Here is a 14310-nt window from a genome sequence, read left to right as displayed (position 1 = left end):
CGCCATGACGATGTTTGCCCATACCCGTGTTGCTCTTGGCCTGTTGGTGCTGGTCGGCATGGCCGCCCTGACCGGCTGCCAGCCCGGCGTGCCGGACACGGTGAAGATCGGCGTGGCGCAGCCGCTTTCCGGCCCGCTGAAGGACCTTGGCCAGGACCTGGTCGATGGCACCCAGATGGCCATCGACGACATCAACAAGGAAGGCCTGAAGATCGACGGCAAGCTCGTCAAGCTGGAGATCATGACGGCCGACGACAAGGCTGACGCCGAAGCCGGCAAGGCGGCGGCGAAGACCCTGATCGATGGCGGCGTGATCGCCGTGATCGGCCACCTGAACTCCGGCGTCAGCATTGCCGCCGCTCCGCTGTACGCCGAGAAGATGATCCCGCAGCTGGCGATCTCGACCAAGCCCGAGTACACCCAGCTCGGGCTGCCGACGACATTCCGCCTGGTGGCCAGCGATGCACTGCAGTCCAAGGCCATGGGCTCGATTGCCGGCGGCCTGCCCGGTGACCACGTTTACGCCGTCGTCGACGACAACACGCCGTACGGCAAGAGCCTGGCCGAGAACGCCTTGGCGCAGCTCAAGGGCAAGACGATCGGCGTGCGCGCCTCGCTGGACGACAAGACGACCGACTTCAAGGCGCTGATCGGTCAGCTGCAGGAGAAGAAGGTCGACATCTTCGTCACCACGCTGGCGGACTTCCAGATCGTTGCGCTGGCCGACCAGATGGTGCTGGCCGGCATGAAGAACATGCAGATCGTCGGCAGCGACACGATCAAGACCGAAGGCATGCTGAAGGTCAATCCGGCGGTCGGCACGATCTACGCCACCTCACCGATCATCGGTGCGGCCGAGTTCACCGGTGGCAAACCCTTCCTGGAGAAGTTCCGTGCCCGCTTCAAGCACGAGCCGGTGTACGCCGCTCACTACGCGTACGACGCGGTGCACGTGCTGGCCGCCGCGCTGAAGCAGGCGAAGTCGGCCGATGGCACCAAGCTGGTGTCCGCGCTGAAGAAGGTCGACGCGCTGGCCCCGGTGACCAGCAGCATGCGTTTCGCCGAAGACGGCGAGCAGCGTTACGGCTCGGTCAGCGTTTATCAGCTCAACCACGGCGCCTGGTTCCTGCTGACGCGCAGCGACGTGTGGTGATCGGCCGGCGGCGACAATAGCGCCCCAGCCCCTCGAGGGGCTGACATAAGAGAGAGACAAGCGGCCCTCGTCACAGGGGCCTCCAGGAAACACCTTTGGCGTTTCCGCCCCCCGAGGGGGTTCAAGAACTCGGGAACGGCCCTTCGTTTCTCGAGGGCCGCAACAATTCATGCTGAAGTTTCTTTGGCGCCGCCTGGCGCTGACCGTTCCCACGTTCATCGCGCTGATGTTCGTAACCTTCGTGGCCATCCGGCTGGTGCCGGGTGATCCGGTCGAGGTGCGCGTGGGCGAGCGCGGCATTTCGCCCGAGCGTCTGGCCCAGTTCCGGCACGAGCTCGGGCTGGACCAGCCGGTGTGGAAGCAATTCCTCGACTACATGTGGCAGTTGCTGCACGGCGACTTCGGCACCTCGCTGGCCACCAACCAGAAGGTGCTGACCGAGTTCGCGGCGCTGTTTCCGGCCACGCTGGAGCTGAGCCTGTTCGCGATGCTGTTCGCGGCGCTGATCGGCCTGCCCGCCGGCACGATGGCCGCCGCCAAGCGCGGCAGCCTGTACGACCAGACGCTGATGGGCCTGTCGGTCACCGGCTACTCGATGCCGATCTTCTGGTGGGGCCTGCTGCTGATCATGTTCGTCGGCGAGCGCTGGGGCCTGACCCCGGTGTCCGGCCGCATCGACCTGATCCAGTACTACTTCGAGCCGGTCACCGGCTTCATGGTGATCGACGCATGGCTGTCGGGCCAGGCTGGCGCGGTGATGGATGCGCTGCACCACCTGGTGCTGCCCGGCATCGTGCTCGGCACCATCCCGCTCGCGGTGATCGCCCGCATGACACGCTCGGCGATGCTCGAGGTGCTGAGCGAAGACTATGTGCGCACCGCCCGGGCCAAGGGCCTGCCGGCATGGCGCGTGATCGGCGTGCACGCGCTGCGCAATGCGCTGATCCCGGTCGTCACGGTCATCGGCCTGCAGGTCGGCGCGCTGATGGCCGGCGCCGTGCTGACGGAGACCATCTTCTCGTGGCCGGGGGTCGGCAAATGGCTGATCGAGTCGATCGCCCGTCGCGACTACCCAGCCCTGCAAGGCGGGGTGATGCTCGTCTCCACCATCGTCATCGGCGTGAACCTGCTGGTCGACCTGACCTATGGGTTGATCAACCCCCGTATCCGCCATGCCTGAGACCCAGACCCTCGTGGCCCCCACCCCTACACCTGCCCCGGTCGCATCGCCGGCCCCACCCTCGCCCCTGCGCTCGTTCTGGCTCGCCTTCAGCGAGAACAAGGGCGCCGTCGCCGGCCTGATCGTCGTCGCCATCGTCGTCGTGCTGGCGCTGCTGGCCGACTGGGTGGCGCCCTATTCGCCCAATGAGCAGTTCCGCGACGCAGTGCGCGCCGCACCGGCCTGGGCCGAAGGCGGCTCGACGCGCTTCCTGCTCGGCACCGACAGCCTGGGCCGCGACATGCTCTCGCGCCTGATCCACGGTGCACGCATCTCGCTGTTCATCGGCATGTCGGTGATGGGCGTGTCCTTCGTCATCGGCGTGTTGCTGGGCCTGGCCTGCGCATCGCTCGGCAATGCGGTCGACGTCGCCATCACCCGGGTGATGGACCTGATCATGGCGGTGCCCAGCCTGGTGCTCGCGATCCTGGTCGTTGCGGTGCTGGGCCCGAGCCTGGCCAACACGATCATCGCGGTGACCATCGTCTACCTGCCCCGTTATGTGCGGCTGCTGCGCGCCTCGGCACTGGCGGAGTTGAAGAAGGACTACGTCATCGCCGCCCGCGTGGCCGGCGTCGGCAAGTGGCGTCTGATGTTCCGCACCGTGCTGCCGAACTGCCTGGCACCGCTGATCGTGCAGGCCGCGCTCGGCGTGTCGGACGCCATCCTCGAAGCGGCGGCGCTCGGCTTCCTCGGTCTGGGCGCCCAGCCGCCCACCGCCGAGTGGGGCACGATGCTGGCCGACGCGCGGGAGTTCATCCGCTCCGACCCCTGGCTGGTCACGCTGCCCGGCCTGGCCATCCTGATCACCGTGGTGTCGATCAACCTCGCCGGCGACGGCCTGCGAGACGCCCTGGATCCCAAAATGAGGAAAACGTGAGCCAGGGATTGTTGGCCCCTACGGCCCCTTGCGGGGTGCGCCTTGCAGGCCACGCCGGCCCAGAGGCCCGGCCCCTCGGCAGGCACGAACAGTCCTCAAGACTGTTCATGTCCGGCCTCGGCCCCCCAAGTGGGCTCGCGCAGCGGACCGGCAGAGCCGGATCCGCGCACGCCACCGGAATGACGCAGGCTCCTTCGGAGCGCAGCTTCTAAGACATGAATTCAACTCCAAAGCCGCTGCTTGACATCAAAGGGCTGACCGTCAGCTTCGCCACCCGCGGCGGCGCGTTCCGCGCGGTCGATGGCGTGGACCTGCACGTGGCCCCGAACGAAGTGCTGGCGATCGTCGGCGAATCGGGCTCGGGCAAGTCGGTCGCGATGCTGGCCATCATGGGCCTGCTGCCGTGGACGGCGACGGTCAAGGCCGAGCGCATGATGTTCGATGGCCAGGACCTGCTCGCGATGACGCCCAAGCAGCGCCGGGCCCTCGTCGGACGCGATGTCGCGATGGTGTTCCAGGAGCCGATGAGCTCGCTGAACCCCTGCTTCACTGTCGGCTACCAGATCGGCGAAGCGCTGGCCGAGCACACCGACCTCGACCGCAACGCACGCAAGAAGCGCGTGATCGAGCTGCTGGACCATGTCGGCATCCCCGACCCGTTGCGTCGCGCCCGCGCCTTCCCGCACCAGTTGTCGGGTGGCATGAGTCAGCGCGTGATGATCGCGATGGCGCTCGCCTGCAAGCCGCGCCTGCTGATCGCCGACGAACCGACCACCGCGCTGGACGTCACGATCCAGGCCCAGATCCTGGATTTGCTGCAGGCCCTGCGGCGCGACACCGGCATGGCACTGGTGCTGATCACGCACGATCTCGGTGTGGTCGCCGAAGGTGCCGACCGCGTGCTGGTGCAGTACGCCGGCCGCCCGGTCGAGACCCAGCGCGCAGACACCTTGTTCACCGATCCGCACCACCCCTACACCGCGGCGCTGCTGTCGGCCCTGCCGGAGCGCGCGCGCCAAGGCGAGCGCCTGGCCGCGATCGACGGCATGGTGCCGGGCCAGTTCGACCGCCCCACCGGCTGCCTGTTCTCGCCGCGCTGCCCCTTCGTGCAGCCGGCCTGCCGCGCGGCCGCCCCACAACCTGCCAGCGACGCGCTGGGCAGCGCGTTGTGCATCACCCCGCTGGTCCACGGCCAGCCCTCGCCACTGCAGGTGGAAGCGCAAGCCGCATGAGCAGTACCCATACCTCCAACGCCCCGGTGCTCGAAGCTCGCGACCTGCGGCGCGACTATCCCGTCTCGCGCGGATGGATGAAGGGCACCGCCACGGTGCAGGCGCTGGCCGGCGTCAGCTTCTCGGTGCGCGCCGGCCGCACGCTGGCAGTCGTCGGCGAATCGGGCTGCGGCAAGTCGACGCTGGCACGCCTGCTGACGATGATCGAGCTGCCGACCAGTGGCCAGCTGATGATCGACGGCAAGGACGTGGCCCATGCCGACGCCGCGCTGCGCCACGCGCTGCGGCGCCAGATCCAGATCGTGTTCCAGAACCCCTACGGCTCGCTGAACCCGCGCCAGACCGTAGGCGATGCGTTGACGGAACCGCTGCTGGTCAACCATATCGGCAACGCCACCGAGCGCGAGGCCCAGGCCCGCGCGATGCTGCGCAAGGTGGGCCTGCGCGAAGAGCACTTCGGCCGCTACCCGCACATGTTCTCCGGCGGCCAGCGCCAGCGCGTGGCGATCGCCCGCGCACTGATGCTCAAGCCGCGCGTGCTGGTGCTGGACGAGCCGGTATCGGCGCTGGACGTGTCGATCCGGGCCCAGGTGCTCAACCTGCTCGACGACCTGCAGCAGGCACTCGGCGTGGCCTATGTCTTCATCTCGCACGACCTGGGCGTGGTGCGCCACGTGGCCGACGACGTGATGGTGATGTACCTCGGCCGCTGCGTCGAGCAGGGCCCGCGCGATGCGGTGTTCGACGACCCGCAGCACCCGTACACCAAGGCCCTGCTGTCGGCCACGCCGACAGTGGACCCGGCGCTGCGCCGCGAACGCGTCATCCTGAAAGGTGAACTGCCCTCGCCGATCGACCGGCCCACCGGCTGCCCCTTCCGCACCCGCTGCCCGCTGGCTTTCGACCGCTGCGCTCAGGTCGAGCCGGCGCTCGAACCGCATGGCGAGCAGCGTGTAGCATGCTGGGCGGTGACGCCGGCGGTTGCGCAAGCCGCCTGATACTGCGGCCACAGGTCGCAAGGCGCCATCGCCGCAGCTGGCGGGATTCGCCAGAACAAGAACCAACCTGGGAGGATTGACGATGAACCGGCAGCGCCTGTTTCGGATGGCGGTCTGCGCGCTCGGCGCAGCCACGCTTTGCACCTCGACCTGGGCGGCCAAGGCGCCTCCCACGGCTGTCGAGCCGACCTGGAAGTACGTCTCTCTCGGCAGCGACATCGGGGGCAGCAGCATGGTCTCCGCCACCGTCGGCAACGTCACCGAGGTCTACGCCACTGCGCGCAACGATGGGAGCGAGCCCGAGCCGGAGGACAACGGCTACTACTGGTATGCCTTGACGAGGGCTTCCAATTCGCTGGCAGACGGCCTGAAGCAGGTCTTCGTCTCGGAAGAGTTCTTCAGGCCGATCGTCCAGTTGCGAGTGGCCAAGGCGGGCGCTGAACAGCGCATTGTTCTCGCGCTCGACGATGGGACGATCGTCCAGTACGACGCCGTCACGAAGCAGGTCAAGGACCGCAGTGCCGGCCCTTGTGCCACTACTGGCAGTCAGACGGCATTCAGCACAGGCGACCTCAACGGTGATGGAACGGACGAGTTCCTGTCCATCTGCGGCGACAGCTCCCTCGTGGTCCATGGCCCGTCGTACACCCCCTGGAGCCTGGCCGGGGTCAGCGGCACCGGCATCGCCCTGGGCCAGATGGACAAGGACGGCGCAATCGAACTGGTCTCGACGTCGGGACAGGTCATCGATACGCGCGCGAAAGCGGTGCAATGGACCCAGAGCGAATGCCTCGGATCGCACCTGGTCGCAGGCGACATCGATGCCGACGGCCGCGACGAGCTGCTCTGCGGCCGCAGCGGGGAGGTCCGGGCCTACGACGTCGAGAAGAAGCTGCTCAAGTGGACACTGCCGACCCGACAGAACATCGCTAGCCTTCAGTTGGCCGACATCACCGGCGACGGCGTGCGCGAACTGCTGGTCGGCGACGTCAGCGAACTCCATGCCTACGACCCTGCGAACCTGGCCGACGTAGGCCACTTGGTCAGCCCCACTCCCGACGTCACCAACCTGCTCGTGGCCGACACAGACGGCGACGGCATTTCCGAACTCCTCTGGGGAGCGGGACGTAACTTTCAGGCAGCCTCGTTTCTGTTCGTCTCGACTTGGTCGACCAAGCAGATCGACTGGCGCAGCCTGCACCTGTCACAGCACTTCGCAGGGCCTGCGAAAGGCGACCTCGACGGCGATGGAATCGACGAGCTTGTCTTTGCCAGCGTTAGTGGGAGCGACGGCGTCAATGTCGGTGGCCGGATCTTCGTGCTGGACAGCCGCACCTTGGCGATCCGTGGTATCTCCAGCGTCCCAGGTGACGTCCATGACCTGCGACTCAGCGACGTCGATGGCAACGGCCGGCTGGAAATCCTGACTGCAGGCTCTGCAATCACCGCCCATCGATTCACCCGCAAGAACGCCTTCATCCAAACTGCATCGGCATCCACCAACGACGCCGCTCAGCACGGGTCGATCGCGATCGCCGACTTGGACGGCGACGGCAGGCGCGAGTTTATTGCCGGTTCGTATGACGGCTACGTCGACGCCTTCGACCCGTTCACCGGCGGGTTCAAATGGCGCTCGCCGGTCGACATGGGCGGCGGCTGGATCATGGACCTCGCCATTGGCGACTTCGACAAGGACGGCCAGCTGGATTTCGCCGCGATGGGCCTGCGGGAGGGACTGGTGCATGTCCATGATGGCAAGACCCATGCAGTCAAGGCTGTCCTGGAGAACCAGGCCGAAGCCATGGTCGCGGTCGAACGTCTCGCCGGGCCGAACCTGATGTTGGGCATCTTCGCCGGTGACGTCCAGGAGTTTGCCTACCAGGACGGCACCTACAAGCTGATCGACAACTGGCATGCGGCGCCGCGTCTGAACGCCCTCGCCGTGGCCCCCAACGGCGTGACGTGGGTCAGCAACTACGGCGAGTTGAGTGCGTTCAGCAGCGGACACAAGCTTCGCTACACGAGTGTCGACCTGGGCGGCCCCATTTCCAGGTATTGGGTCGGCCGCCAGGTGGTGCGACTGAAGGAATCGGGCCTCGACCTGACAACCGGCTCACGCGGCATCTTCGCTCTGCCCTACGCCACACGCTAGCCAGTGCGGCGAAGAACCGGCGGATCGAAGGGGCCGCCCCGGTTTCGCTGTTCCGATCGAGCATGGGGTCGCCCGGCGGCCAGCTGTCAGGCCAATAGTGACGCGCTGCCTACCGCACGCGTTCGGGTGGGGCTCAACCTTGCTTCTGGTACGTGCCCATCAGCACCGCCTCGGCCAACACATGGCCTTTCATCGCCTGCTCCAACTCGGCCTTGGTCGGCTGTGACATCCCGGGCAATGCGATGTCGAGCGCGTAGAGCTTGAAGAAGTAGCGGTGCCGGCCGATCGGCGGGCAGGGACCGCCGTAGCCTGCGCGCTTCCAGTCGTTCGTGCCGTCGCGGCTGCCCGCTGGCAACGAGCGCCCCTCGCCATCCAACCCACCTGCGCTTGGCGGGATGTCAACTACCACCCAATGCACCCAGGTGCGCTGCGGCTTGGCCGGGTCCGGCGCGTCCGGGTCGTCGACGATCAACGCCAGGCTGGCGGCATTCGGCGGCACGGCGCTCCAGCGCAGCGGCGGCGCCAGGTCTTCGCCTTCACAGGTGCAGCGGCGCGGCATTTCGCCACCGTGGCTGAACGCGCTCGAACTCAGTTCCATCGCGGGGCTCCTTTCTGGCGGACGGCGCCGGCGCCGCCCGCACCGGCGACGCGCTGTGGCCCGCATGCCGGTCGCCGGCAAACGGCGCGCCCATGCCCCCCCTGCAGCCGGCGTGCGATCGGCCAGACGGCGGGTTGGCTGGCGCCCGGCGGTTCAAACGCCGCCGGGCCCTGCCCTGCCGTGCAGCTCGCGCGCAATGCGCTGTGCGCCGTACACCTGCTCCAGCGCATAGACGATCGCCTGGGCATGCACGGCGATCGAGCGGGCCTGCGCATCGGTGTAGATGAAGCGGCCGCCGAGTGCTTCGAGGTTGCTGTCGAACATCAGACCGACCAGCTCGCCACGATGGTTGACCACCGGCGAGCCGGAGTTGCCGCCGATGATGTCGGCCGTGGTCACGAAATCCAGCGGCACCCGCGCGTCAATCCTGGCGCGTGCTTTCTGGATCGACGGCGGCAGGTCGAACGGCCGCTTGCCGTCGAACGCGTCGGCGCGGGCGAGAAGGCCACCGAACGTGGTCTTCCACGGCGTCACCCAGCCGCGTGATTCATAACCCGTCACCTTGCCGTACGACAGCCGCAAGGTGCCGGTCGCATCGGGCGGCAGGTTGCGGCCGTAGATCGTGAAACGGGCCTGCCCCAGGTGGTCGGCGGCCCGCTCGATCGGCGTGTCGACCTGTTCCTCCTTGAAGCGTGCCAGCTCGCGGCGCAATGGGTAGACCTCGCGCGCCAGCTTGATCAGCGGGTCGTCCGAAGCCTCGATGGCCTTGACGCCGCCCGCCATCAGCGCGGTACGCACGGCCACGTCGTCCACGCGGCTGCCGCGCACCCACCGCTCGGCGGCGGCCTCCGGGCTGTCGTTGCCGAGCACCGTCTTGACGAATCGGTGCTCGGCGCCGAGCAAGGCCTGCGCCTCGCGGAACTGGCCCGCCAGGCGGGCAATCTCCAGGTCCTTGTACAGCGGCGCGTCGGCCTTCAGCTTGCGCTCGGTGTCGGGCAAGGCCGATTCGCGAAAGGCCTCCAGTCGTTGTGCCTCGGGCAGTTGCCGCTCGTAGGCCAGCTCGACCAGGTTGCCTGCATGCTCGAACAAGGTCTTGTAGCCGTAGCCGACGGCCCACAGCTCCTTGGCCTTGGCCGCATGGCGGCTGGTCGCGGCTTGAACCGTGGCCCAGGGATCGTCCTTCAAGCCGCGCTCGGCGTAGGCGCTGCGAAAGCGCGCCTCGTCGGCCTGCTTGGCGGCCATCACCGCCGCGTCGTTCAAGGCATCGAACTCGCCACGCATCGACTTCAACCAGTTCTCGGTCCCGAACAGCCGGTCCACGGCCTGCCTTGCGGCCTCGGCCGAACGCTTCGAATACGCCCGCAGCAGCCTCTGCTGGGCTTCGGCGCTGGCCAGTCGCAGCGGCAGCAGCGTATCGCGGTTGGTCTGCAGCTGCGCCACCGTCTGCAGCCGGTCGGTACGGCCGGGATGACCGATCACGAACACCGCGTCGCCTTCGGCCACCGGCTTGTCGGCCAGCTTCAGGTACTGCGGCGAAACGATCGGTTTGCCGTTCTCATAGACCCGCATCAGCGCAAAGTCGAGAGCAAAGCGGGGATAGACGAAGTTGTCCGGGTCGCCGCCGAAGAAGGCGGCCTGGAACTCGGGCGCAAAGACCAGGCGCACGTCGTCCCACTCCTTGAAGCGGTACAGGTGAAACAGCGCGCCGCTGTACAGCGACACCACCTCGCAACGACGGCTGGTCTTCGCATCGTCGCAGTTCTTTTCGAGGCCGGCGATGGCCTCTTTGCGCAGCGCGTTGCGTTGCTCGTCATTGCTGCCGCGGGCCATCGCCTGGCGCACGGTCTCGGTCACGTCTTCGATCGCCTGCAACACCCGCGCAGTGCCGCCCGGGCAGCGCAGCTCTTGGGCGGCCGACGCGGCGATGTGGCCGTGCTTGACCAAGTCTCGCTTGGCGCTGGACAGCTGTTCGATGCAGCCGATCGCCACATGGTGGTTGGTCAGCATCAGGCCGCTGGCCGAGACGAACGAGGCCGAAGCGTCGTAGTTCACTGCGGCGTGCTGCAGGTGTTTCAACAGCGAAGGCGACAACGTCACGCCGTAGCGCTCGCGCACCTGGTCGATCGGCGGGTTGTCGAAGGTCCACATGCCATCGTCAGCGATGGCGGCCGTGGCGGCGGCCAGTGCCATGGTGGCGACAAAAAAGCGCGCACCTGCCCGGTGCAGGCGGTCGGTCATCGGTCTCTCCCTGGTGAAAGCGAGCGGCTGATGGCCAGCGCACCGGCCCACGCCCGCCGGCGTTGTCGACCACCAAGTTTAGGGCCGGCCGCCCAGGCGCAGCAGCGCAGGCCGCCTCAAGCGGCCGCTTCGTCCATCATCGGGATGACAACAATCGCTCGCGTACCGCCGCGACATGTTGGCCCACCTCGTCGACGACCTGGATCAACAACTCTTCATTGCAGCCCAGCTCCTGGCACCAGTAGTGCAACTCCTGCGGGTCCATCGTGTTCACCCGGCCTGGGTCCAGCGGCTTCAGGAAGCTGGCCGGATCGGTCGTGGCTTGGGGGCTGCTCTGCATCATGGGGGCCTCCTGCAGTGGTGCGGGGCGTCGGGCCATGCGGCACCTGTGCGACGCCTTGCGGTCAGTGTGGCCACCGGTCACCACAAGAGCAACCGGCACCGATAAACCCCTGCAGGCGTCATGCTCAGACGGCGGCAGGGCCCCAGGCCAGCGACGGGTGTCAGTGCCCTACTGGACGCTGGCCGTCTGGTCGGCTTTGCCGATCGCTGCGGTCGGTTTGGCGTCGCCCGCCGCGGTGGCCGCCTGGCTCGCCTCCCACTGCTTGGCCAGATCGACCAGCCGCTCGAAAGCGGCCCCCTCGTTCAGCAGCGCTTCCTTGGTGCGGCTGTCCAGCGGATTCTCGATGCCGAACTCGTCGCGCGGCATGCGGTCCTTCCGAACGGATTCGATGACCCGCTTGATCTCCGACGCGGCATGCATCGGCGTCTGCAGCAGCACCAGGCGTTTCATGCCATCCGGGTTGTTCGGCACGTGGCAATCCATGCACTGGCCATCACGCATGCGCAGCGCGAAACTTCTGTAAGCAGCGTCTAGCCTGCCGAGGTATGGGTTGTCCGAACGCAGCAGGCCGTCGAAGACCGTGACCGTGGGTTGGCTGCGGCCTTGCGCGTCGGTCCAGCGCCATTGGCCATCGAACGCCGGCGGCGTCACGTGGGCATTGGCCTGGATTGGGGGATGGGCGCCGAAGACCGTGAACTGGGCGACCTTGACCCGATCGGTCTTCGGATCCCACCACAAGATCAGGTCGTTGGCCTTCTCGTACATGCTCCACTTCTCGGCCTCATGCCAGAAGGGATAGGGAAACTGACCCGGGCGCAGGCCGTTGCGAAACGCGGTTTCCAGCCTGATCTGGTACAGGCCCTCGCGGTCGACGTAGTTGACGCTGAACTGCCCGTTGAACATGAACAGCGGCACGTACATGCCGGCCAGCACGTCGGGCCCGAACTGGGTCAGCTTGGCATCGGACAGCTTGACCGCCGGATCCTTCTGACGGCCCCACAGCACGAAGCTCTGCAGACTGCGCTTGAGCTGCGAATCGCGAAACAACCCGGCGCGGCATTTGTCGAACGCAACCTGGTCAGCGGCATCGGCCACCGGGCACAACCGCGCCAACTCATCGGCGATCTGAGCGGCCAGCTTGATGGCCCGCCCCTGCGGGTCATGGCCCGCAGACGGTGCAGGCGGGGTCTGTGCCTGGGCCGACAACCAGGTTCCAACGAATGCGCAAGCAAGAAGAAAGAACTTCAGCTTCGTCATCAAGGTTCGTGCTCCATCGTGGGTGGGAGGGGAAGACGGTTGGCTTCGCCCCCAATCCATGGGCGACAAAGCACAGGATTGCGCAGACCTGCAGCGGCGTGTCGAACGATGCCGCTAGCCGATGATTCGCCCGGTGCGGTCGACCGCGATCACGTCGACGAAATGCGAACCTTCGAGCTTTTGCGGCCCGAAGTGCACCCGGTAGCCACCGAGGTCGACGTTGAGTTCGGACAAGGCCTCCTGGAAGCGCGAGCGGGTCAGCTGGGTGCCACCGCTCTTGGCCGTGCCGGCCTTGGCGGCCTCGATCGCGACGCGGCCGGCGATGTAGCCTTCCAGGCTGGTGAAGCCCATGCGCGCGCCGCTGCCCAGCGCCGCCAGATCTTCATGGCAGCGCTTGACGACCGTGGCCGACACGGAGCTGGGCCGCGGCACGACCTGGCTCATGATCACGCTGCGGCCCTTGTTGGCCATCGCGTCGATCAGGGTCTGGCCGGCGAACGAAGAGGCGAAGTAGAAGCCGGGGTAGCCGCCGATCGCCATGCCGGACATGATGTCCAGGATCGGCTGGGAGTTGGTCGTGAACAGCACGCAGTCCAACCGTGCGTCGAGCAACTTGCGCACCTCGGCGTCGAAATTTTTCGAATTGCGGTCGAGTGCCACGTTGACCGTCATCTCCAGGCCCACGGCCTTCAGCGCCCTGGCCATGGCCGCCTGGTTGGCCGCTGACGTGTCCTTCAGGTGCACGTAGCCGAGGCGCCGCATGTTGAAGCTCTTGATGTACGACAACATGCGGTGGTATTCGTCGTCGTACCCAGTGCGCACGTGGTAGGCCATCGTCAGCTTGTCACCGCGAATGCCCATGTTGCCGCTGGCCGTGCCGAGCAGCACGACGCGCTGTTCTTCGACGAATGGCATGCACGCTTCAGCGGCGGCGCCGCTGGTCAGGCCGACGAGCGCGGTGACACCCGCGTCGACGAGCTGCTTCACGTTGGTCTTGCAGCGTTCCTTGTCGCCACCATCGTCGAGCGTCGTCAGCTCGAAGCGCGGGCCCTTCGGATCGGCCCTGTTGGCGGCATTGAACGCGGCCAGGATGCCGTCTCGCACGTCCTTGCCGTAGCTGGCCTGACCGCCTGTCAGCGATGCGGACTGGCCGAACTTGACGACCGATGGCTGCGCACGCAGCGGCGCCACCCAACCGGCAGCCGCGAGCGCGGCGCCGCCTACAACCAAGCTTCTTCTTTTCACAACAGCCCCAACTACAAGGAAGGAAAACCGAACGCATCGCTGCGCCTGGCATTGCGGCCAATGCCGATGCTCAGTGCAGGAAGCCCAACTCTGTTCCCGCTGCAGCGAATCGAGCCGGCGTCACATCGGCTCTTGCGATGTTCTCTGGCCTGTGTGACAACTTGGCGAGCGTCACCGTTGGCCCTCTTCGCAGCAACCGGCCAACGCGAATCCGAACGGTGCGACCCGATCGACGCCCTGGCGGCGAGAACCCCTCACAAAAAAAAAGGGTGCCGGCAGCAAGCCACCGGCACCTTGAAAGTCAACCAACTCTTGCCCGAAGGCTCGACGCCGGTTGTGGAGGGATCTGGTTCGTCTTTGCCCGGGAGAAGCTTCTGAGAGCTGCTCGTCTACAGGCCCGCACGCAATGCGGCTAGATAGCTCTTGTGTTCTTAGGAAGGTCTAGCCTTCGCTCAGCCACCGTTGTAGGGGTAGTCGCACAGACCAAACAGCGCCAGCAAGAACTCAAACATCGCGTACTCCTCAACAACGTTCTCGATGGACAGGATTTCAGCAAAGAAGCGGCTGCTTGCCAGCTATCCGGTCGGATAGTTTCGAGGATAGTTTTGTCAGACCGAGAACCATGGTTGGCGACATACGCGCGGCCATCGCGTGCGAAGCACGCAACGTTCAGGGTGAAATCAGCCCCAGCGAAATCGCCTTGAGCACGGCCATGTGCTTCGAAGGTACTTGCAGCTTGGATAACGTTTTCTTGAGGTGAAACTTGACGGTCGGCTCGCTGATGCTGAGCTTGTCCCCCACCTCCCACGCCGTCATGCCTTCCTTGGTCCACCGAAGGACCTCGAGCTCTCGCTTCGAGAGCGACGGCACACTCGGCCCTTCTTCCGGCACTCCCAGAAATCTCAGTGCCGCGTCCTGGCAATGAACGGCAAGCATCTGCAGATCGGCGAGCAGCCGCATGATCCTCTCGTCGTCGGCCGGCAAATCTCGTTCCC

General features: G+C 66.4%; 12 protein-coding genes. 6 read left to right on the top strand and 6 right to left on the bottom strand.

Translation table 11 applies throughout. The annotated features are described in order from the left end of the window. The first annotated feature begins 4 nt into the window (after window positions 1-4). The 6 genes from VFY73_RS08760 to VFY73_RS08735 all read left to right on the top strand — a co-directional run bounded on the left by VFY73_RS08760 (window position 5) and on the right by VFY73_RS08735 (window position 7634). Window positions 5-1153, top strand: a complete 1149-nt coding sequence (locus VFY73_RS08760; RefSeq protein WP_329717725.1) for a branched-chain amino acid ABC transporter substrate-binding protein — start codon at window positions 5-7, stop codon at window positions 1151-1153. 169 nt (window positions 1154-1322) lie between these two features. Next, entirely contained in the window at window positions 1323-2333 is a 1011-nt protein-coding gene (locus VFY73_RS08755) for an ABC transporter permease subunit (protein ID WP_329717723.1), read from the top strand. Further along, window positions 2326-3252, top strand: coding sequence for an ABC transporter permease subunit (locus VFY73_RS08750; protein ID WP_414654437.1), 927 nt, complete (start codon window positions 2326-2328; stop codon window positions 3250-3252). Before VFY73_RS08755 ends, VFY73_RS08750 begins: the two co-directional genes overlap by 8 nt. A gap of 215 nt (window positions 3253-3467) precedes the next feature. Continuing rightward, window positions 3468-4484, top strand: a complete 1017-nt coding sequence (locus tag VFY73_RS08745) for an ABC transporter ATP-binding protein (RefSeq protein ID WP_329717719.1) — start codon at window positions 3468-3470, stop codon at window positions 4482-4484. Further along, window positions 4481-5482: a dipeptide ABC transporter ATP-binding protein gene (locus tag VFY73_RS08740; RefSeq protein WP_329717717.1), complete on the top strand. Its 1002-nt coding sequence runs from the start codon at window positions 4481-4483 to the stop codon at window positions 5480-5482. Before VFY73_RS08745 ends, VFY73_RS08740 begins: the two co-directional genes overlap by 4 nt. Window positions 5483-5564: 82 nt before the next feature. Next, entirely contained in the window at window positions 5565-7634 is a 2070-nt protein-coding gene (locus tag VFY73_RS08735; RefSeq protein WP_329717715.1) for an FG-GAP-like repeat-containing protein, read from the top strand. A 133-nt stretch (window positions 7635-7767) separates the two neighbouring features. On the opposite strand, the gene VFY73_RS08730 is transcribed toward VFY73_RS08735, so the two are convergent. The 6 genes from VFY73_RS08730 to VFY73_RS08705 all read right to left on the bottom strand — a co-directional run. Next, window positions 7768-8232, bottom strand: a complete 465-nt coding sequence (locus VFY73_RS08730; protein WP_329717713.1) for a YbhB/YbcL family Raf kinase inhibitor-like protein — start codon at window positions 8230-8232, stop codon at window positions 7768-7770. 153 nt (window positions 8233-8385) lie between these two features. Next, window positions 8386-10470, bottom strand: a complete 2085-nt coding sequence (locus VFY73_RS08725; RefSeq protein ID WP_329717711.1) for a S46 family peptidase — start codon at window positions 10468-10470, stop codon at window positions 8386-8388. 136 nt (window positions 10471-10606) lie between these two features. Continuing rightward, entirely contained in the window at window positions 10607-10813 is a 207-nt protein-coding gene (locus tag VFY73_RS08720) for a DUF3606 domain-containing protein (protein ID WP_329717709.1), read from the bottom strand. A 168-nt stretch (window positions 10814-10981) separates the two neighbouring features. Further along, window positions 10982-12070, bottom strand: a complete 1089-nt coding sequence (locus tag VFY73_RS08715; protein WP_329717707.1) for a hypothetical protein — start codon at window positions 12068-12070, stop codon at window positions 10982-10984. A 114-nt stretch (window positions 12071-12184) separates the two neighbouring features. Beyond that, a complete protein-coding gene (locus VFY73_RS08710; protein WP_329717705.1) occupies window positions 12185-13300 on the bottom strand; it encodes an ABC transporter substrate-binding protein in 1116 nt (371 codons plus the stop codon). Window positions 13301-13984: 684 nt separating this feature from the next. Next, window positions 13985-14310, bottom strand: a 326-nt coding sequence (locus VFY73_RS08705; protein ID WP_329717703.1) for a helix-turn-helix domain-containing protein, incomplete at its 5' end; no start/stop codon positions are given.

Origin of the sequence: Ideonella sp., assembly GCF_036277275.1 — a bacterium.
Classification (GTDB): Bacteria; Pseudomonadota; Gammaproteobacteria; order Burkholderiales; family Burkholderiaceae_C; genus Ideonella.
Note: the sequence above shows the minus strand (reverse complement) of the source record. Positions and strands in the feature narration are given on the sequence as shown.